Origin of the sequence: Ihuprevotella massiliensis, assembly GCA_900095835.1 — a bacterium.
GTDB lineage: Bacteria > Bacteroidota > Bacteroidia > Bacteroidales > Bacteroidaceae > Alloprevotella > Alloprevotella massiliensis.
The window spans coordinates 2,231,496-2,252,336 of sequence record LT608321.1; the positions used below are offsets into that span (position 1 = coordinate 2,231,496).

A 20,841-nucleotide genomic window follows, 5' to 3' on the forward strand; every position below is an offset into this window, starting at 1 on the left:
AAAATTAAGAAAACAAAGAATAGCTAGTCCTTATAAGGCAGTAGTTGGAGCTGATTGCCCAACAACGATTGGATGTCTTGGGGAAGGGGGAGAGTGTATTTCGAGAGATCGATGTTTTCTGTCGCAGCGCGTCCGCGGAGAGAACGAGGAATGTCGTACCAATCTGTGTCGAAATCGAGTTTTTTGTAGTCCGCTTTGCTCAATCGTTGGCGTTCGAAGACTACAATCTCGTGGATGGCTGTGAGGGGTACGCGAGTGGGATACTTTTTTGTCCAAGTGTCGCGCTGCAGCAACCAACGATAGCTTTGCATATCATAGACACGCAGGCGTGCGGTGTCCACTGATGCTGGGAAACGCTCCTCGAGGGTGTGGAGATTGAACTTAATGAATCGGCCGAAAAGGAGACGCGTTGCGGTGTCTTTGGGAGTGAGTAGATTGACCTTTGCGACATAGGCTCTTTGACTTGGGTCGAAAGTGAGTGCACCTAGTGGTTCGCGAGTTTTCTTTTTGAGAATGAGTTTTTCCTCTCCCAATTGTTGCATCAAGAAATAGGCATTATTAGTTGAGATATGTTGTGCACTCACCCAATCCAATAGGCCGTTGTCATCCACTTCTACCTTGCTTCTGTTGAGATTGTTCTCACGAATGCGCGCTTTGTCTTTGTAAGCATCTAGTTTAAGTACACGATATTCCAACTTATTGCCCTTGCCATTGACGTAAAAGTCCAAGACGGCATCCACGAAGTTCACAGGGATGCTGTCTACATACTGATAAGAACGCACGACAGCGCGCAATCTGTAGTAGTCTGCAGCCTTTGCCGTGACTTCCGTTGGGGCAATGTTGTAATCGCGTGGGACGAGGCGAACGGTATCTGCGACAGGTGCAGCCAAAGGTTGGTAGGACAAGTGCGAGAAGCTCAGCTTTTTGAACTGAGAAGTGGAGAGAAAGAGGCCGTTTTTGGGAGTAATCCCCAAAACTTTCCCTAATTGTGCATCGGTAACGACTACGTTTTCAATAGGAAGTTGCGTTGTTGCATCAATCACATGGACTTTGCGCTGCGCTGAAAGGCTGAGAGAGTAGAGAGTGCAGAGAGAATATATGAGTAATCGGAACATAGATAGAAGTGTTTTAAGAATAGCCCCAGAGAAGTGTAAGCTACTCTGAGCTGACCTAAGATTTACCACCAAGGTACAGGAATCTTGAGAGTAAAGATGCGGATGTAACCGTTATGTCGTATACCGTCATCAACTCCTCCAATGCCGAAGATAGATATTCCTACCACATCTTCTTTTCTACCACCCTTGATGGCAGAAAACTCTTGATTGTTGAGTTTTTCCATACGTTGAATGTTTGGAAGGAATACTAGATGAAAAGGATATAACAAAAAGTAAATCCTTTCGACGACAAAAATAAGACAAAAAACAGACAGCCAAATAATCAAGAGAAAAATTGAAGGAATGAGTGATATTTTCGCAGAAGGGTAGAGTCAACGAGCAAGTGCAAATTTAGTTAATTCTTTTGTAGAACTCAACTTTCGGGGTAGAAAAATTGAGTTTTTTGTCGTGGTGTAGAGTCAACCGTAGAGTCAACCAGCAAGCGTAAAAATACAATAGTCTTTTGTAATGGGAGTTCTTGTCGAGCTCCTGTTTTGTCTAACTCTCTCTTGAGAAGTTCCTTCTGCCGTCTGCAATGGGAGGGAGAGTGTTGGATAGTCGGAGAAATCTCCAAAAATGTCGGAGATTCTAGAATAAAGGTGTGAGATTTTTCCGAAAATGTCCGACTTTTTCTCTGAAATGTCGGAAGTTTTAGAGATTAGTCATTAGACATTAGATAAAATAAATCCCCACTCACCTGCTAGAGAGGAGTGGGGATTTCCTAGACATTAGCAATTAGACGTTAGAGGTTAGAATTTAGACGTTAGAGCCCTGCGGAGATGAGTCCAACCGCGCTAGCCCGAGGCGAGCGTAACGAAGTGAAGACGAAGCCGAGCATAAAAGGGTCTGCGACTCCGAGCGAAAAAGGGTCTGTGACCCTCTAACGTCTAACGTCTAATCTCTAACGTCTAATGTCTAACTTCTAAGACGCCATTGACGATGTAGACGCCAGCGGGGAGGTGTTGGAGTTTGCCATCCACGCGCTTGCCTTGGAGCGTGTAGATGCCCTTCGCCTTGCGCGCGTTGAGGACAGTGCGGGAGAGGGCAGTGGGACCCACCTTGCTGAAATAGCCTTCATGATTTGCCATCGAAACGTCTGTTTTGCTCGCATCATACTTCACGGCACCTTGGAGAGCATAGCAGTTGGTGAACATATCTGTGGATGTTTTGCAGTTCCAAGCGCCAGAGCTATAGATGGTGGTGAGGGCGGAGCAGTTGTAGAACATTTCTGCTATGTCGGTGACCTTGCTCATGTCCCAAGAGGAGAGATCGAGCACTTTCAAACTCACGCAGTTGACAAACATGGAAAATGCCTCTTCTACGTTGGAGGTGTTGAGATTTTCAAGCCCTTCGATGGTTTCGAGATTTTGGCAGTTGTAGAACCAACATCCGATGCTGGTGGGGAGATAGTCTTTGAAGGAGGCGTCAAACTTCGCCTTTTTGACCCAAGTGTTGGCTTCTTTCGAAGTGCCAGCCCACGCGGGATAGCCATAGCCGCCTTCTTCATCCGATTGGGTTTCGTCGATGGGCAGTACCGTGCCCTCATGGTTTAAGATGTTTGCGTCGTAATAGAACGTCAAGGTGGTTTCATCTTCGCTCAGCACCACGTAGGCTTCTTTTTCTTGTGCCTTTGCGCTCAAGGGAGCTGCGAAGAGGGTGCAGAGGAGCACAATGAAGGTTGCACCAAGTGCGCGAAAAGTAGAGTTAAATCTCATAAAGTGGTTCCCCTATTACCTCCTTTTCCTGGGAGCTGCCAAATGGGACTGCGGGCAGTTGTTATGGGTTCTGTTGTTTCTGTGGAAGGTGTTATCCTTTTCTCTGCCACAAAGTTAAGGGTTATTTGGGATAAACAAAAATAAATGGAGGTTTTTTAGACGTTAGAATTTAGACGTTAGACGTTAGAGCCCTGCGGAGATGAGCCCAACCGCGCGAGCCTTCTAATGTCTAATGTCTAACGTCTAACGTCTAAAACGGGTCTGCGACCCTCTAATCAAAAAAAATGATTACCTTTGCAATATCATGCAGTTTGCGCTTAGAAATCTCACCTTCGGGCATCGAGGAAAGCCCTTGTTGCCACCGCTCACCCTCACTCTCGAGTCGGGGCAGTTGGTGGCATTGATCGGACGCAATGGAAGTGGGAAATCCACCCTCCTCCAAACCCTTGCCGGACTGCTGCCTTCCCTCGCTGGACAGATGAGGATAAAAACTTCGGGACGTCATTGCCCCGAATCCACTTTGCACGCTGACGCACACTCCATTGTGGGCAAAGTTCAGCAGAGTGGGGTACAACCACTTTGTGAAGAGTCGAGCAGTGGTGCGACGACGCAAGAGGAGTGGATCATCGATTTCTCCTCGCTCTCGCCGGCTGAGCGTGCACGATGGGTGAGCATCGTATTGCCCACCACCCCCGAAATTCCGCCCCTCACCGTGCTGGAAGTCGTGCAACTGGGACGTTTGCCCCATCGTCATGCCTCTCTCTCACAAAGGGACGAACCTGCTTTTGTGGACGGTGTGCTGCATAGTCATGCCTCTCTCTCACAAAGGGACGAACCTACTTTTGTGGACAGTGTGCTGCATCGTTGCGGCATTGCCCATCTGGCATCTCGCCCCATGCACGCCCTCTCCGATGGTCAGCGACAGCGCGTGATGTTGGCGCGCGCTGTCGCACAAGACACGCCCATCATGCTCCTCGACGAACCCACCAATTTTCTCGATTTCCAAGCCACCCAAGAGGTTTTTCAGCTCCTCTCCCACTTGGCACACGAAGAGCAAAAGCTTGTCATCGTTGCCACCCACCACCTCGATTGGGCAAAAAGAGAGGCAGATAAGACATTAGAAATTAGATGTTAGAAATTAGACGTTAGACGTTAGAGCCTTGCGGCGATGTGCGTCCATGCTAACTTTCTAACTTCGACTCTTTAGTTTCTAGATTCGTCCAATCGCGCTAGCCCTCTAACGTCTAACCTCTAACGTCTAACCTCCCCGAGCCCCGCTTGTCGGGGCGAGCATAAAAGGGTCTGCGACCCTCTAATCTCTACCCTCAAATAATTAAAATACTTATGGCACTTCACATCGACATAGAAGCACTACTTAGCAATCAGCGGATAGAGAGTAATCGCATAGAGTTTAAGCAAGGTTGGAACGCTCCGAAAATCTATCAAAGCATCTGTGCCTTTGCCAATGATTTCGACAACATAGGAGGTGGGTATATTCTTGTTGGGGTAGAAGAAGAGAATGGCATGGTCAAACGTCCCATTTGTGGAGTACCAGATGAATCTCTAGACCGCATCCTAAAGTCGATGGTGGGATATAATCACAAAATTAGTCCTTTCTACTTGCCCCGCACGTCCATAGAAGAAGTAGATGGGAAGAAACTTTTGGTTATTTGGGTGCCAGCAGGGGATATGCGCCCTTACGAGGTGAGAAGTAGTGTGGTGAGTGATAAGTCACCCTCTACAACTTACATTCGTTCAGGAAGTAGCACGATAGAAGCGAAGGGAGAAGTGTTGAATGAATTGAGAGAAATGAGCAATAGATTGCCCTTTGATGAGCGTTCCAACAAGGAAATAGCCCTCAAAGACATCTCGCTTCTTTTGGTGCAAGATTATCTTCAGCGCGTAGGGAGTAAACTGGTTGACGTGGTGCTCAAACAAGATTTGAGCGTAACACTCGAGCAACTTGATTTGTGGAGTGGTCCTTCTGAAAATAGACGATTGAAGAACGTAGCAGCAATGATGTTTTGTGAAGATCCGCGGAAGTATTTTCCCTATACTCAAGTGGACATCGTGATGTTTCCCGAAGGAGTGATTCAAAACCCCAATAATATGATAGAAGTGCCATCTATCACGGGTTCTGTGCCCACGATGATAAGGGCTACTCTCGATTATCTCCGCACCAACATCATCAAAGAGAGAATAATAAAACCCAAAGGGCAAGCAGAGTCTATTCGTTTTTTCAATTATCCCTATCAGGCTTTGGAGGAAGCGGTGGTTAATGCCCTCTATCATCGCGACTACCAAGAGTATGAAGCTGTCGAAATTAGTGTACAACCTCACGAAATTTCCATATTAAGTTACTCTGGTCCAGATCGTAGTATATCTGCAGATGCCCTTAAGTCTGCTCAATATCTACAAGCACGACGCTATCGCAATAGACGATTAGGCGATTTTCTTAAGGAATTGAAGCTCTCAGAGGGACGCGCCACAGGGATTCCCACTATCCAAGATGAGTTAAAACGCAATGGTTCTCCCAAGGCTATCATTGAGACCGATCAAGATAGAAGTTTTTTCTTGATTCGCATTCCGTGTCACCCAGATTTTGTTCATCGTGATTGGAGTGAGGATATAAATGATACAATAAATGATATAGTAAATGATATAGTAAATGATACAGTAAATGATACAGTAAAACAGAGATTGGCGAAGATGCTTCAACTGCTCATACAAAACCCAAGCCTCTCCAAAAAACAATTAGCTTTGGAGCTTGGAGTTTCTGTGCCAACCATCTCCCGAGATCTATCTTTACTAATAGAATATCAGATGATTGTACGAGAAGGTTCCGATAGAAAAGGGAAATGGGTGTTTCTTTCAAAATCTGTCCAAATGTAGGTGTAGTGTGATTGGAATAGGACTATGGTCAATATATACTTTCTTCGTTTGATGCCTCTTTTGTATCACTGCGATACTATAAAATGATATGATAAAAACTGGCGATGCTGTAAGGGCGGATAAAACGCTCTAAAGTCCGAAACAGCTTATATTGATAGCTTATGATGACAGCTTATGATGATAGCTTATGATGATAGCTTATATTGACAGCTTATGATGACAGCTTATATTGATAGCTTATGATGATAGCTTCTAGCCCCTCTAGTCCAATCGCGCAGCCCGAGCCACTCCGTGGCGAGCGAAAACGGGTCTGCGACCCCTAACGTCTAACCTCCCCGAGCCCCGCTTGTCGGGGCGAGCATAAAAGGGTCCGTGACCCTCTAAAACAATGATAGTTTGTATTGCTGAGAAACCTTCTGTAGCCGCCGACATTGCCAAAATCATCGGCGCAACGCACCACCACAGGGTGGGGCGCAATGCCGGATACTACGAAGGCAACGGATATCAAGTCACGTGGACCTTTGGACACCTCTGCGAACTCAAAAATCCTGAAGAATATTCCCCCTACTGGAAAGCCTGGTCGCTCGCAGCCCTCCCCATGGTGCCCGAGCGGTTCGGCATACGCCTCAAAGAAGGCGTGGAAGAACAGTTCAACGTCATCGAACAACTCTTTGCCAAAGCCGAGCGCATCATCAACTGCGGTGACGCCGGGCAGGAGGGAGAACTCATACAGCGATGGGTGATGCAAAAAGCCGGTGCCACCTGTCCTGTCGAACGACTCTGGATTTCCTCCATGACCGAAGAAGCCATCCGCGAAGGTTTTGCCCGTCTGCGCCCCCAAAGCGACTATCAAGGGCTCTATGAAGCCGGACTCTGTCGCGCCATTGGCGACTGGCTCCTGGGCATGAACGCCACCCGCCTCTACACCCTCAAATATGGCGACAACAATCGCCGTCGCGGAGCGCAACCCCTCTCCATCGGGCGCGTGCAAACCCCCACCCTCGCCATGATTGTGGAGCGGCAACACGAGATTCAAAACTTCCAGCCCGAACCCTACTGGGTGCTCTCCACCATCTATCGCGATGTCACCTTCACCGCCCGCCTTGAAGCCGACGATGAGGACGACAAACCCCAAAACAACGACGAGACGGAGGGCAAATCCCCAGCCAACAAGTCGCTCGCCAAACGAGGATTCACCAACCGCGAAGAGGCGGAAGCTGCCCTCAAAGCCATCGAAGGCACGCCCTTCACCGTGCAGAAGGTGACGCAGAAAAAGGGCACAGAAGCTCCCCCACGACTCTTCGACCTGACCAGCCTGCAGGTGGAGTGCAACAAGAAGTTTGGCTATGGTGCCGACCTCACCTTGCAGCTCATCCAGCAGCTCTACGAAAACAAATTTACCACCTATCCGCGTGTAGATACTACCTATCTGCCCGACGACATGTACGATCGTTGCCCTGCCATTCTCAAGGGCATCCGCGATTATCACGTGGGGCGCACGCAACCGCTCACGCAGTGGCTCGAACCCCTGCGCCATGCTCCCCTGCGCAAGTCGAAAAAGGTGTTTGACAACGCCAAAATCACCGACCACCACGCCATCATCCCCACTGGGGTGTTGCCGCAAGGGCTCACCGATGTGCAGCGCAATGTCTACGATCTCATCGTGCAACGCTTCGTTGCCGTGTTCTATCCCGACTGCCGATTTGCCACCACCACCGTCGATGGTGAGGCGGCTGGCATCCCCTTCCGCGCCAGTGGCAAGGTGATTGTGGACGAAGGGTGGCGCGTGCTCTTCCCCAAGGCGAATGCTACCCGAGAGGGTGGGGCAAATGCCGCTTCTTCCTCCTCCTCCGCAGCAGGCGAGGGTGGGGCAGCACCGCAAGCGGGCAATGCTGGGGCGCAACGCTCGGACGATGAGCGCACCTTGCCGCCCTTTCAGAAGGGAGAAACTGGTCCTCACACGCCCACGCTCACGCAGAAGGAGACGACTCCGCCCAAACCCTTCACAGAAGCCACGCTGCTCCGCGCCATGGAGACGGCAGGGCGCAATGTCGATGACGAAGAACTCCGCGAGGCGATGAAGGAAAACGGCATCGGTCGTCCGTCCACGCGTGCTGCCATCATCCAAACGCTCTACAAGCGCGGCTACATCCGTCTGCAGCGCAAGAGTTTGGAAGCCACTCCCACGGGCGTTGCCCTCATCGGGTTGATCCAAGAGGACCTCCTCAAGAGTGCGGAACTCACGGGCATCTGGGAAAACAAGTTGCGCCAGATTGAGCACCACACCTACAGCGCGCAACAGTTTATGGCAGAACTCAAGCAGATGGTTTCCGAACTTGTCCACACGGTGCTGTGCGACAACACCAACCGCCGTGTGCAACAGGCTCCTGCACCTTCTGGAAATGCTTCCTCTGCTGGAAAATCCTCTGCGAAACAAGGCACATCCTCTCCTTCAGCCCCTTCTTCTCCTACTGGAAATTCGTCATCTTCTTCCGAAAATGCGACATCTTCTTCCGTAGAAAGCAATGGCGAAGCTAAGCCGAAGCGCAAAATCATCCGTGCCGGCAGCAAATGCCCTCAATGTGGCGAAGGCAAAGTCATCAAGGGCCACACTGCCTACGGCTGCTCCCGCTGGAAAGAAGGCTGCAACTGGAGAAAACCATTCTAGGGGTCGCAGACCCTTTTTCGCTCGCCCCGACAAGCGTGGCTCGGTTCTTCTAGTCCTTCTAGTTCTTCTAGCCCAACCGCGCTAGCCTTCTACCCTCTAACGTCTATAACACTTCTAGAATTGTCCAATCTCTAACAAGTATTTCTTAGGCTTTTGTAAAGTCTTTGTAAAGTTTACTCTTTTGTTAATCAGTAGGTTGTGTGACGTGATATGGCGAACTTTACAATAACTTTACAATCATCTCTAACGTCTCACGTCTAATTTATGGACTACTTACAACAATTACTCAACAACCAACCGGTGGAATGGAAAAAACTCGGGGAGGTGGCAGAGCTTGTGCGCGGAAATGGGCTATCCAAAAAGGATTTTGCACCTGAAGGTATCCCTGCCATTCATTATGGTCAAATATATACGTACTACGGAAACGAGACCAAAGAAACAATTTCATTCGTAACTCCGGAAACTGCTTCCAAACTGCGCAAAGTCTTTTGTGGGAATGTGGTGATTACCAATACGAGTGAAAACTTAGAAGACGTTGGAAAAGCATTGTTATATACTGGAAAGTCCGAAGCTGTGACTGGAGGACACGCTACGATAATAAGGTGTTCAGAACACTTATTACCCAAATTCTTTGTTTATTACACGAAGACACGTAGCTTCTTTGACCAAAAGCGTAAACTAGCTAAAGGAACGAAGGTCATAGATGTCTCCGCAACGGATTTAGCGCGCATAGAAATCCCCATTCCCCCTCTTTCCGTTCAATCTCGTATTGTGGAGATATTGGATAAATTCACTGCGATGGAGGCGGAATTAGAGGAACAACTCCAAGCCGAACTCGAACTCCGCAAGAAGCAATACGCCTACTACCGCGAGCAACTTCTTAACTTCTCTTATACCCCCCCAGTGAGTTTAACGTAGTTTATAGAAAGCTCGGGGAGGTGTGCAAGGTACAACGAGGAGCATCACCACGTCCTATCACAAAGTATCTTACTGATGATCAAATCAATGGGATTCCTTGGATAAAGATTGGAGATACTAAGGTTGGTGACAAATATATTGAAGGTACACAAGAGAGAATTACTCAAGAAGGCGCTAGAAAATCTCGTTTATTGCAGAAAGGTGACTTTGTTCTCTCTAATTCGATGAGTTATGGCAGACCATATATCTTAGGAATCAGTGGTTGTATTCATGACGGATGGGCTTCTTTGAGTGAGATAAGTAATTATGTTTTGCCAGATTATTTATATTACTATTTATCTTCTAATGAAGTTCAGCATTATTGGACAGGTAAAATCAATAGTGGTTCAGTTAGTAATCTGAACTCCGAAATTATAAAGCAGCTCCCCATACCCATTCCCCCTCTCTCCGAGCAAGCTCGCATTGTAGAGATTTTGGACAAGTTCGACACCTTGACCAACTCCATTTCCGAAGGATTGCCCCTAGAAATCAAGCTCCGCAGGCAGCAATACGAATACTACCGAGAGCAGTTATTAGATTTTAGACGTTAGACGATTCTAGAAATTAGACGTTAGACGTTAGAATCCTGCGGCGAAGATGTCCAACCTCGCAGCTCTCTAACGTCTATTCTCTAACGTCTAACGTCTAATGTGCCCGAGCCACTCCGTGGCGAGCAAAAATGGGTCCGTGACCCCTAACGTCTAAAACGGGTCTGTGACCCTCTAAACTCAATATATGCTCAAAAAGTTTGCTGATATTTGAGAAAGTTGGTATTTTTGCACTACTAGAACCCGCCAAGCCTCTCAACGATGCTCAAATGTGCGGGTCAATTTTTTTTAGACCCATGAAAACTAGAAATACCATGGACAAGAAGAGTATATTGCAATATAAATCGGACTTTGACGGCATAGTTAGATATGCCCAAAGCGATGATGGCAAAGAAGAAATCGAGGTATGGTATGCACGCGAATTGCAAACTGTGTTGGGCTATGTCCGTTGGGAGAACTTCCTTGTTGCCATACATCGGGCAGTCGATTCGTGTGAGTCGCAGGGTGTCAATGTAGAGGACCATTTTCGTGAGGTCACGAAAATGGTGGCAATCGGCAGTCGTTCCAAGCGTGGTATCCCTGATTTCATGCTTACTCGCTATGCTTGTTATCTCATCGCTCAAAACGGAGACCCCAAGAAAGAAGAAATTGCGTTCGCCCAAAGTTATTTTGCTGTGCAAACGCGAAAGGCTGAGTTGATAGAGGAGCGGTTAAACCTGCTTTCTCGTTTGGAAACTCGAGATAAATTGCGAGCTGCAGAAAAGCAACTGTCCCAGAATATTTACGAACGAGGAGTTGATGATAAAGGCTTTGGAAGAATACGCTCCAAAGGCGACAAGTCTCTTTTTGGTGGATATACCACGGAAGATATGAAGCAACGATTGGGGGTGAAATCCAACCGAGCATTAGCAGATTTTCTTCCGACGCTTACCATCGCTGCCAAAAATCTCGCCACCGAAATGACCAATTACAATGTGGAGAGCAAAGATTTGCACGGAGAGACTTCTATTACTCATGAGCATGTGCAGAATAATCTCAGTGTGCGTAGCATGTTGGGGGAGCGTGGCATCAAGCCCGAAGAATTGCCTGCTGCGGAAGATATTAAGAAGTTGGAGCGTAGGGTGACTCGAGAAGAGAAGAAAATAGAACAAGCCTCGCAAAAACTTCCGAAGAACAAGCAGGAATAAGGCGCTGAAGTACTATTTTGCAGGGGGTATCCTCTATGCCTAACCCCTAACGTCTAATCTCTAACAGCTACAACTCCCGAGCCACTTCGTGGCGAGCAAAAACGGGTCCGTGACCCCGAGCAAAAATGGGTCCGCGACCCTCTAACGTCTAATCTCTAACGTCTAACGTCTAATTTCATGTCTAGAATCTTCTCACTATTATTTGCCGCCATCGTGGGTGGCACTGCCGCAGCACAAAGTAGCACAGCGGCAACAGCAACGCCTCCAGCGGCAACAGTCGAAACGCACGCCTATCCCAAGGACTATGTGCTCTATCCGCGTGTGCAGGTCATCGAAGAAGGCACCGGCACATGGTGTGGATATTGCCCCCTCGGCATGGAAGCCCTCGAACGACTACGCAAAGACGTCAAGAGCGTGCCCTTCGTCGTCATCGCCGTGCACCAAGCACAGAGCGCCTATTCGTCTGAACCCATGCAGGTGCAGGACTATCGCTTCCTCAGATATGAAGGATTCCCCCAAGTGTGGCTCAACCGCAAGCAGCGTCTCGACATGTTCAACAACGAAATGAGTACTGCCCTCTACAAACAACCCAAGAAGACGCCTTTCAAGGTGGAGACAAAGGTGACGAAGACCGACACTTTCGACTACGACATCACCCTCACCACCACTCTAGGGTTCAACAGTCCCAACACCACGCTCCGCATGCAATACGTCCTCGTGGAAGACAAGGTGGGACCTTACATGCAGGCAAACTATGTGTCCAACTATGCGCAGTATTTCCCCAATTCTGCATGGTTGAATAAGCCCAATCCTGCGCAGACGCTCTACGATGATGTGGCACGATGGATTTATCCCGTGGGCGAAAGAGCGCAGCGCGAAGGCATTCTTCCCACTACGATGCAGCGCGGTGTACCGGTGAGCCAGACGTTTCACCTCTTCCTCCCTGGGATTGTGAAGAACCCCGAAAATGTCCACGTGGTGGGTCTCCTCATCGACACGCAGACGAACGAAATCCTCAATGCCGATGCGCAAAAGCTCCCCACGGTGGTGGGCACTACCACTGCCATCGCTCCCCTTGCTCCTTCTGCGCCCTCCGACAACGACACGCCACACTACGACCTCTCCGGACGACGCATCTCGCCCTCACAACCCGGACTCCATATCGTCAAAGGGAAAATTTTTAGACGTTAGACGTTAGAATTTAGACGTTAGAGGGCTGGCGCGGTTGGGCTTCTAACTTCTAATGTCTAACGTCTAACCTCTAATCTCTAACCTCTAAAACGCCCGAGCCACTTGTGGCGAGCGAAAACGGGTCCGCGACCCTCTAACGTCTAATCTCTAACGTCTAATGTCTAAAATCTATCTATTCGCAAGCATCCTCGCAATGACTTGCATCGCCACCGCCTGCAAACCTTTAGCAAAGATGACTGAAGCGTCAGGCAAGAGAGAAGGCGCATCCAGTAAACCGATAGCCGCATCTGCCCTCAGTCTACAACCCTCTGCCAGTCTGCAACCCTCTGCGAAGACCACCGATGCAGCCCTCAAGAGCATCAAGAGATTGAGCCACGAGGTAGCCCCCATGATCGGCACAGACTGGGTGGGCAACACCTATCCTGGTGCGGCAACCCCCTTCGGCATGGTGCAACTCAGTCCCGACAACGGCATCCCAGGGTGGGACCGCATCGCCGGTTACTACTACCCCGACAGCACCATTGCCGGATTTAGCCACACCCACCTCAGTGGCACAGGAGCAGGCGACATGTACGACATCTCCTTCATGCCCACCATCGCCCCCGTGCTCACCGCTGAGCCGCCCCTCGGTGTCCATGCCAAGTTTAGTCACGACCAAGAAGAGGCGCACGCCGGCTACTACTCCGTGCTGCTCCAACCCTACAACATCCGCGTGGAACTCACTGCCACACCGCGAGTGGGCGTGCAACGCTACACCTTCCTCCAAAGTTCTGACTCCGCTTGCATCACCCTCGACCTCAACAAGGCGATGAACTGGGACCGATGTACCGACAGCAAGATAGAGGTGGTGGCGAACGACGAACTCCAAGGTTATCGACACTCCGACGGATGGGCGCGCAATCAGCAACTCTATTTCTACACCCGCCTCTCACGTCCTGCCAACAGCATCACGATCGAGCGCATTTCCCTCAAAGACGAACCCGCGCACCATCAGGGCTATGTGGCGAAACTCCACTATCGCGTGAAGGCTGGCGACCAAATCGTCCTCACCACCGCGCTCTCTGGTGTGGATGTGCAAGGGGCGAAGGGCAATCATCGCGCAGAAGCCCAAGATTTCGACTTCGCTCGCTACCATCGCGAGGCACGTGCTTTGTGGGAATCGCGCCTTGAGCGTGTGCATCTTGTGGGGGCAACAGCGGCACAGCGGCGCATCTTCTACACCGCGCTCTATCGTGCGCAGGTCTGTCCCACCTTGTATAGCGACGTCGATGGCAGATACCTCGGGGCAGACCGCCAAGTGCATCGCTTGGCAGAGGGGCAAAAGCACTACAGCACCTTCTCCCTGTGGGACACCTACCGCGCTGCCCATCCGCTCTACAACCTCATTGCACCCGATGACAACAGAGACATGGTGCAGTCGATGGTGGACTTCGGAGCGCAAAACCAAGGTCACCTGCCCGTGTGGAACATGTTTGCCAGCGAAACGGACATGATGATCGGTTATCACTCTGTGCCGGTCATCGTGGAAGCCATCTTGCGCGGGGTCTACCAGCCTGCCGATGCGCAACAACTCACGCGCTTGCTGCGCTCCACTGCCGAACGTTGGGACTATCGCGGTCTGGGCGACTACGACACGTTGGGCTATGTGCCTGCCGACAAGCACGAAGAGAGTTTGAGCAAAACACTGGAATATGCCTATGACGATGCTGCCATCGCAGCGTGGGGCAAGCACATCGGCGACAGCGCGCTCCATCGCGACTATCTGCACCGTGCCCAAAGTTATGCCCACTTGTGGGACAAGGCGACGGGCTTCTTCCGCCCTCGCCTGAGCGATGGGACATTCAAGGCGGATTTCGACCCCTTCGCCTATACGAAGGACATCACCGAGAGCAATGCTTTCCAATATCTCATGAGTGTGCAGCACGATGTGGAGGGACTGAAGGCGAAAATGGGCGGTGCGGAAGGCTTGGCGCAACGGCTGGATGCGTTTTTCTCTGCCGAAACTCCGAAGCACGTGGAGTTGCCCATCTTCTCCACGGGCATGATCGGGCAGTATGCGCACGGCAACGAACCGGGACACCATGTGATTTTCCTCTACAATGCCGCGCGCCAACCTTGGCGCACTGCCGAACTCTCGCGCAGGGTGTGCCAGAAGCTCTACACTGACCGCCCTGAGGGGCTGTGCGGCAATGAGGACTGCGGTCAGATGTCGGCTTGGTATGCCTTTGCTGCCATGGGGTTCTACCCCGTAGATCCTGTGCAGGGACACTACGAACTGACGTCGCCGCTCTGGCGTGAGAGCCGTCTTTCTCTGCCCAACGGCAAGGTGTTTATCCTCACTGCAGAAGGACTCTCCGATGAGAATTGCTACATCAAGTCGGTCACTGTCAACGGACAACCTTACACGAAGAGTTTCTTGACCTACGACCTCATTCTCTCGGGCGCAAAGGTAGTGCTCGAAATGACCAACCAGCGCGGCATTTGTTGGTATTAAATTAGAGGTTAGACATTAGACGTTAGACGTTAGAGGGGAATAGAGATTAGACTTTAGACATTAGACGTTAGAACCATGCGGCGATAAGTGTCTATAACTGTCCAACTGCGTTAGCCCTCTAATGTCTAACGTCTAATGTCTAAAAAACTCTAGAAAAATTTGTGGGGCAAAAAGAAATAGTTATCTTTGCATCAAATTACCTCCCTTAGGTGGAAAATACTAAGGCTCGCCACTTCAGCAATGAGGTGGCTTATTTTTTATCAGATTTATGGAACCACACGAAAAACACCGCGTCATCGTCTATGTTGACGGTTTCAATTTCTACTACGGATTAAAATCCAGTGTCCGTTGGAAGAAATACTATTGGCTTGACATCGTCAAACTTTTTGAAAGCTTTATGCGCCCCAATCAAGAGTTGGTGGCTGTGAAATACTTTTCGGCACGAACAAACGACCTCGAACAAAGCCGACGTCAAAACGCTTTCTTCCAAGCCAACCAAGAGAATCCCAAATTTCATTTGGTCTTAGGCAAGTATCTGAAGAAATCAATCACCTGTTTTAATTGTGGAAATATCATTCACACCCACGAGGAAAAAGAAACCGATGTGCGCATTGCCACTCAAATTGTAGCTGATGCTTATGAGAAAAATTGTGATGTCGCCATCGTTGTTTCCGCAGATAGTGATATGATTCCTGCAATAGAAATTGCCACACAAGCACGACAAAGAGTTTTTGTGTATTTCCCTCCCAATCAGTATTCCAGCAACTTGGCATCAATCTCTATTTCCCACCCCATTCATTTGGAACGATACGAAAAACGATTTCGTGATGCCCTTTTTCCTGACACAGTCCATCTCTCATTACCAGACTTCGATTTGTGTATCCCTCAAAGATGGAAGCTACATCAAACTTCTAGAAATTAGAAATAAGAGATTAGACGTTAGAGGGGTAGCGCAGTTGGGCTTCTAACTTCTAACGTCTAATTTCTAACCTCTAAAACGCCCGAGCCACGCTTGTCGTGGCGAGCGAAAATGGGTCTATGACCCCGAGCATAAAAGGGTCTGCGACCCCTAACGTCTAATCTCTAACGTCTAACGTCTAAAACGGGTCTGCGACCCTCTAATCTCTATTTTCTGAGAAAATGCCAATCAGAGTGGAGAGTTGTTCCAATTTTTGGTCAATCAGCGAGAGGCGGCAGTCCAGTTGTTCGCGCTCACTGTCGTTCACTTCAAGATAAGAAGCACGGTTGTTCGCATACAACTGTTGCGCAGCCGACACCGCACGTGTCAGTGCAGCATATTGTTCACGTTTGTGACCCGCCACCAAAGCCAAATGCTCCAGTTTGGAGAGCGCAGCGTGCGTCTCCACGAAAGCCCCCAAAAGCGTCTTCTCATAGTTGTAGAGCGCGTTCAGTTGCTGCGCATCCGCCTGAGCAAACTGCGCACGAATCGCCCGCTTGTTGATCAGCGGAGCCGTCAGAGTGCCCAGCGCGTTCCACACCACCGACTCCGGCAGGCGCACCAAATACTTCGGGTTGAAAGCGTTCACCCCCAAAGCAGCCGACACATTCAGTTGCGGCAAAAACTCCTTACGCGCCGTTTCCACATCCCATTTCGCAGCCGCCAGTTCGTGTTCCGCCTGCACCACGTCAGCCCTCGCCAACAAACGCTCCACCGCCAAAGCCCCCTCAGCAGAAGGCAAAGGCAATGTCGCCAAATCTTTCGGTTGGCGCACAATGGCTTGCGGCAAACGCCCCAAGAGCAAGTTCAGCGTGTGCTCTCGAGCAGCAATCTCCTCGCGCAGCCCACATTCCTCCGCTTCCCCCTTCGCCACCTCAGCAGCAAATTTCTCCACCGCCAGTTGCGTACCAGCATCCGCTTCCTTTTGAATCTTCGCCAGTTGCACCGCCTTCTTTTGCAGCGCAACATATTGCAGCATCACCTCCCGTTTTTCGTCCAGCGCCAAGAGCGCATAGTAGTTTTCCACCACCTCAGCCACTAGTTTGTTTCTCACCGCCCGTTGTCCAGCTTCCGAAGCCAGATAGCGTTCCACTGCCGCCTTTTTGTCGCTTTGCAGTTTGTGCCAAAGGTCAATCGTCCAATCCAGTTGCACCCCCGGTGCCCAGTCCGGAATCACCGTCGGCACGTTGTGACCCGGCGTCATCTCCGTCGAAGCATTGCCTGCCCCTTCGGCGGTGTAGCGTCCCACCTTCGAGAGCCCCAGTCCCATTTTGCCCGAGAGCACAGGGCGCAAAGCCCCCTCCTTCACCAAGATGGCACTTTTGGCGATCGCCAAATCCTGCACCGCCATTTTCACATCGTGATTGTTCGCCAAAGCCGTGTCGATAAGCGTTTGGAGCGTGGTGTCGTCAAAGCGTTTCCACCACAGTAGCGTGTCCTGCGTGGCGTGGTGCGCAGAGTCCCCTTTGAGCAATCTCTCTTTCAAATCAGACTTCACCACAGTGGCTTGCGGTGTCTGACAAGCCCCAAAACCCAGCAAAACCACCGCGGCGCACACCGCCACATTTATCTTATTTCTTTTCATCGTCGTCATCTTCTTGAACGTTTTGAGCATCATCTTGCGCTGAATTATCTTGTGCAGAATCATCTTGCGCAGAATTTTCTTGCACAGCATCATCTTGCGCAGAATTATCTTGCGTGAAATCCTCTTGGGCAAAACCCTCAGACGTTTGTGCCAAATGCTGTCGATTCAATTCCTCCACCGAGAGTTCTTCTAGGAAAAACACCTCATCACCCCCAGCACTCGTGGCTCTCTTCTTCCGATAAGCCACATCCTTCTCCTCGCTCAGCGGTTTCTCCTTTTGGTAATGCACCAGTTTGTCCGTCATCCCAGCAAAGATGTAATACAGTCCCGGAATCAACACCAGTCCGCCCAGCGTACCGAGGAGCATACCCCCCACAGCTGCCGTACCGATGGTGCGGTTGCCAATCGCACCAGCTCCCGTGGCAAACACCAGCGGAATCAGTCCAGCCACGAAGGCAATGCTCGTCATCAAGATGGGACGGAAACGCGCCACCGCTGCCGAGATGGCAGCCTGCACAATGCTCTCTCCTGCATTCTTGCGCTGCACAGCATATTCCACCATCAGCACTGCATTCTTGCCCAGCAAACCAATGAGCATCACCAGCGCAATCTGCGCATAGATGTTGTTTTCCAATCCACACATTTTCAAAAACAAGAACGCACCCAAGATGCCCACCGGCAAGAAGATAATCACCGGCACGGGCAACAAGAAGTTTTCGTATTGCGCAGCCAAGATGAGATACACAAACACCAAGCACACCATAAAGATGATGATCGCCGTGTTGCCCTGTTCTGCCTCGTCTTTCGAGATACCCGCCCAGTCGTAGTCATAGCCCTTGGGCAGTGTGCGCTGTGCCACCTCTTCGATGGCGCGCAAAGCCTGACCGCTCGAATAGCCTGCCGCCTGCGCTCCCGTCACCTCAGAAGAGTTGTAGAGATTGTGGCGCGTGATTTCGCTCATGCCATAGGTGCGCGACAGCGACATAAAGTCGGCATACGGCACCATCTCCCCCTCCTCGTTTTTCGTGTAGAGCCCCATCAAGTGTTCGGGGAAATCGCGATATTGCGGAGCCGCCTGCACAATCACCTTGTAGGGTTTGCCAAATCTGATGAAGCCCGTTTGATAGTCCGACCCCACCAAAATCGACAGATTCTCCAAAGCCTTGCCCGGCTGCACACCTTTTTGCAAAGCCGCATTGTCGTCCACGTGGAGCATAAACTGCGGATAACTGGCAGAATAGAACGTGAAGGCATTGCCTATCTCAGGACGCTTGCGGAGTTCTTTCACAAAATCCTTGCTCACGCGCTCCATCTCGTGATAGTCATTCTTCCCCGTCTTGTCGAGCAAGCGGAGTTCAAAACCACTCGCCGCACCGTAGCCTGGGATTGAAGGCGGTTCGAAAAACTCGATGTTGGCTTGCGTGAGGGTCTTGCACTTTTCTTCCAAATCGCGGATAATCTCCTTCGCCGTGCGCTTGCGGTGCTTCCAGTCTTTGAGGTTGATCAAGCAACTGCCGGAGTTGGCACTCGTGCCTTCCGAGAGGATTTCAAAGCCTGCCAACGACGACACACTCTCCACCCCCTCTTCTTCCTTGGCAATCTTCAGAAAAGCCTGTGCAGCAGCGTTCGTGCGCTCTATCGTGGAGCCCGGAGGCGTTTCCACCACGGCATAAATCATCCCCTGGTCTTCTTGCGGAATGAAGCCTGCCGGCAAACCCAAGTTCACCCAGTAGGCGAGTCCGCAGCATGCCAGTATCGCTCCGAGGGTCAAAGCCTTCATGCGAACCGTGCGGCGCACCACGCGCTCATAGCGTTGGCTGCCACGGTCGAAACGCGCGTTGAAGCGTTGCAAAGCCTTGCCCACAAAGCCCAACTTCACGTTGTGTTCTTGCTCTTTCGTCAAAATCAAGGCGCACAAAGCCGGTGTCAAGGTCAGTGCCACAAAGGCAGAGAACAAGATGCTCGATGCCATGGTGATGGAAAACTGGCGGTAGAACATGCCCTCAGGTCCTCCCATAAACGCCACGGGGATGAACACCGAAGCCATCACCAGCGAAATGGCAATGATGGCACCGCTTATCTCCTTCATCGCCTTCTCCGTGGCTTCCACCGGTGAGAGTTTGTGGCGCAGCATCTCCACATTCACCGCTTCAATCACCACAATAGCGTCGTCCACCACAATACCGATCGCCATGACCAAGGCGAAGAGCGAAATCATGTTGAGCGTGATGTTGAACACCATCATCGCAATGAAACTTCCCAACAGCGAGATGGGAATCGCCAAAATCGGAATCACCGAAGCGCGCCAATCGCCCAAGAACACAAACACCACGATGCCCACCAGCACAAAGGCTTCGAAGAGGGTGTGCACCACTTTCTCCATACTTGCATCGAGAAAACGGCTCACGTCGTAGCTCACCTCATAGTGCATCCCTTTGGGCATGTCTTTTTGCAAATGCGCCATGGCGGTTTTCACCTTGCCAATCACGTCGCGCGCGTTGCTGCCGTAGGCTTGTTTCAGCGTCACAGCGGCTGAGGGTCTACCGTTGAAGGTGGAATAGATGTCATACACCTCGTTGCCCAAATACACATCGGCGATGTCTTTCAGGCGCACAGCGTTGCCGCCTTTCGTGCTTTTGATGATGATGTTCTTATATTCGTCTTCTGTGGTGTATCGTCCTGGATATTTCAACACATATTCCTTCACCTGTGGGCGCAGTCCGCCACTCTCGCCCAACTTACCCGGCGACACTTCCACATTTTGGTCTTCCAGAGCCTCGCGCACATCGTCGGTGGAAAGACCATAGCTCATCATCTTGTCGGGATGCAACCACACGCGCATGGCATAGTTGCGCGTGCCCAAGATGTCGAGGTCGCCCACACCGTCCACGCGGAGGAGTTCGGGGGCGATGTTGATGTCGAAATAGTTGTAGAGAAAACCCTGATCGGCAGTGGGGTCGTCGCTGTAGAGGTTGATATACATCAAGATGTTGGGTTCTTCGCGAGAGATTTTCACCCCTTCTCTGATCACCTCGGGTGGCAACTTGTTGGTGGCTGACGACACGCGGTTTTGCACATTCACGGCGTCCACATTGGGGTCTGTGCCCAACTTAAACACCACGTTGAGCGCGGCTTCACCGTCATTGCCGGCATCGCTCTCTATGTATTTCATCCCTGGCACGCCATTGAGGGCTTGTTCCAAGGGGATAATCACGGATTTCACCAACAGTTCGTTGTTCGCTCCGGGATAGTTGGCGACCACATTCACCTTTGGGGGCGAAATGGAGGGAAACTGCGTCACCGGCAGATTGAACAATGCCAACACGCCAATGAAGGCGATGACCAGCGACACCACAATCGACAACACTGGTCGGCGAATAAAGATCTTAAACATATCTTAGATGTTAGACGTTAGATGTTAGACGTTAGAGGGCTGCGCAGTTGGGCTAGTGGTTCTAGTTTTTCTAGAGCTTCTGGGGCTTCTAGTGGGGA

The 20,841-nt window shown here is 50.6% G+C and carries 14 protein-coding genes; 9 read left to right on the plus strand and 5 right to left on the minus strand.

The window, feature by feature from the left end; translation table 11 throughout:
- Positions 1-23: 23 nt before the first annotated feature.
- The 3 genes from BQ2633_RS08995 to BQ2633_RS09000 form a co-directional block, all read right to left on the minus strand.
- On the minus strand, positions 24-1,115 hold the full coding sequence (locus BQ2633_RS08995) for a hypothetical protein (RefSeq protein WP_075566583.1): 1,092 nt from the start codon (positions 1,113-1,115) through the stop codon (positions 24-26).
- 62 nt (positions 1,116-1,177) lie between these two features.
- On the minus strand, positions 1,178-1,339 hold the full coding sequence (locus tag BQ2633_RS11495) for a hypothetical protein (protein ID WP_176720112.1): 162 nt from the start codon (positions 1,337-1,339) through the stop codon (positions 1,178-1,180).
- Positions 1,340-2,062: 723 nt separating this feature from the next.
- Entirely contained in the window at positions 2,063-2,869 is an 807-nt protein-coding gene (locus BQ2633_RS09000; RefSeq protein ID WP_075566585.1) for a BspA family leucine-rich repeat surface protein, read from the minus strand.
- Between the two features lie 304 nt (positions 2,870-3,173).
- Between BQ2633_RS09000 and BQ2633_RS09005 the strand changes: the two genes are divergently transcribed.
- The 9 genes from BQ2633_RS09005 (at position 3,174) to BQ2633_RS09040 (ending at position 15,728) form a co-directional block, all read left to right on the plus strand.
- A complete protein-coding gene (locus BQ2633_RS09005; protein ID WP_075566587.1) occupies positions 3,174-4,004 on the plus strand; it encodes an ABC transporter ATP-binding protein in 831 nt (276 codons plus the stop codon).
- A 209-nt stretch (positions 4,005-4,213) separates the two neighbouring features.
- The gene (locus BQ2633_RS09010; RefSeq protein WP_075566589.1) at positions 4,214-5,761 is read left to right on the plus strand and encodes an RNA-binding domain-containing protein; all 1,548 of its coding nucleotides are present in this window, start codon (positions 4,214-4,216) and stop codon (positions 5,759-5,761) included.
- 388 nt (positions 5,762-6,149) lie between these two features.
- Positions 6,150-8,429 (plus strand): DNA topoisomerase 3, encoded by a 2,280-nt coding sequence (locus BQ2633_RS09015; protein ID WP_075566590.1) that lies wholly within the window; start codon positions 6,150-6,152, stop codon positions 8,427-8,429.
- Positions 8,430-8,693: 264 nt separating this feature from the next.
- Complete coding sequence (locus BQ2633_RS11200; RefSeq protein ID WP_083234018.1) at positions 8,694-9,347, plus strand: restriction endonuclease subunit S; 654 nt, start codon at positions 8,694-8,696, stop codon at positions 9,345-9,347.
- A 20-nt stretch (positions 9,348-9,367) separates the two neighbouring features.
- A complete protein-coding gene (locus tag BQ2633_RS11205) occupies positions 9,368-9,937 on the plus strand; it encodes a restriction endonuclease subunit S (RefSeq protein WP_083234019.1) in 570 nt (189 codons plus the stop codon).
- A gap of 311 nt (positions 9,938-10,248) precedes the next feature.
- A complete protein-coding gene (dinD, locus tag BQ2633_RS09025; RefSeq protein WP_075566592.1) occupies positions 10,249-11,121 on the plus strand; it encodes a DNA damage-inducible protein D in 873 nt (290 codons plus the stop codon).
- Positions 11,122-11,298: 177 nt separating this feature from the next.
- Positions 11,299-12,312, plus strand: a complete 1,014-nt coding sequence (locus BQ2633_RS09030; RefSeq protein WP_075566594.1) for a thioredoxin domain-containing protein — start codon at positions 11,299-11,301, stop codon at positions 12,310-12,312.
- Between the two features lie 157 nt (positions 12,313-12,469).
- A complete protein-coding gene (locus BQ2633_RS09035; protein ID WP_346048523.1) occupies positions 12,470-14,806 on the plus strand; it encodes a GH92 family glycosyl hydrolase in 2,337 nt (778 codons plus the stop codon).
- 268 nt (positions 14,807-15,074) lie between these two features.
- Positions 15,075-15,728 carry an NYN domain-containing protein gene (locus BQ2633_RS09040; RefSeq protein ID WP_075566596.1) on the plus strand — a complete coding sequence of 218 codons (654 nt, stop codon included), beginning with the start codon at positions 15,075-15,077 and terminating at the stop codon, positions 15,726-15,728.
- A 196-nt stretch (positions 15,729-15,924) separates the two neighbouring features.
- Here the strand turns inward: BQ2633_RS09040 and BQ2633_RS09045 are convergent, their stop codons facing one another.
- Together BQ2633_RS09045 and BQ2633_RS09050 are read right to left on the minus strand one after the other, a co-directional pair.
- Positions 15,925-17,358 (minus strand): TolC family protein, encoded by a 1,434-nt coding sequence (locus BQ2633_RS09045; RefSeq protein ID WP_176720134.1) that lies wholly within the window; start codon positions 17,356-17,358, stop codon positions 15,925-15,927.
- Entirely contained in the window at positions 17,336-20,743 is a 3,408-nt protein-coding gene (locus tag BQ2633_RS09050) for an efflux RND transporter permease subunit (RefSeq protein ID WP_075566601.1), read from the minus strand. The genes BQ2633_RS09045 and BQ2633_RS09050 overlap by 23 nt, the downstream gene beginning before the upstream one ends.
- Positions 20,744-20,841 lie beyond the last annotated feature (98 nt).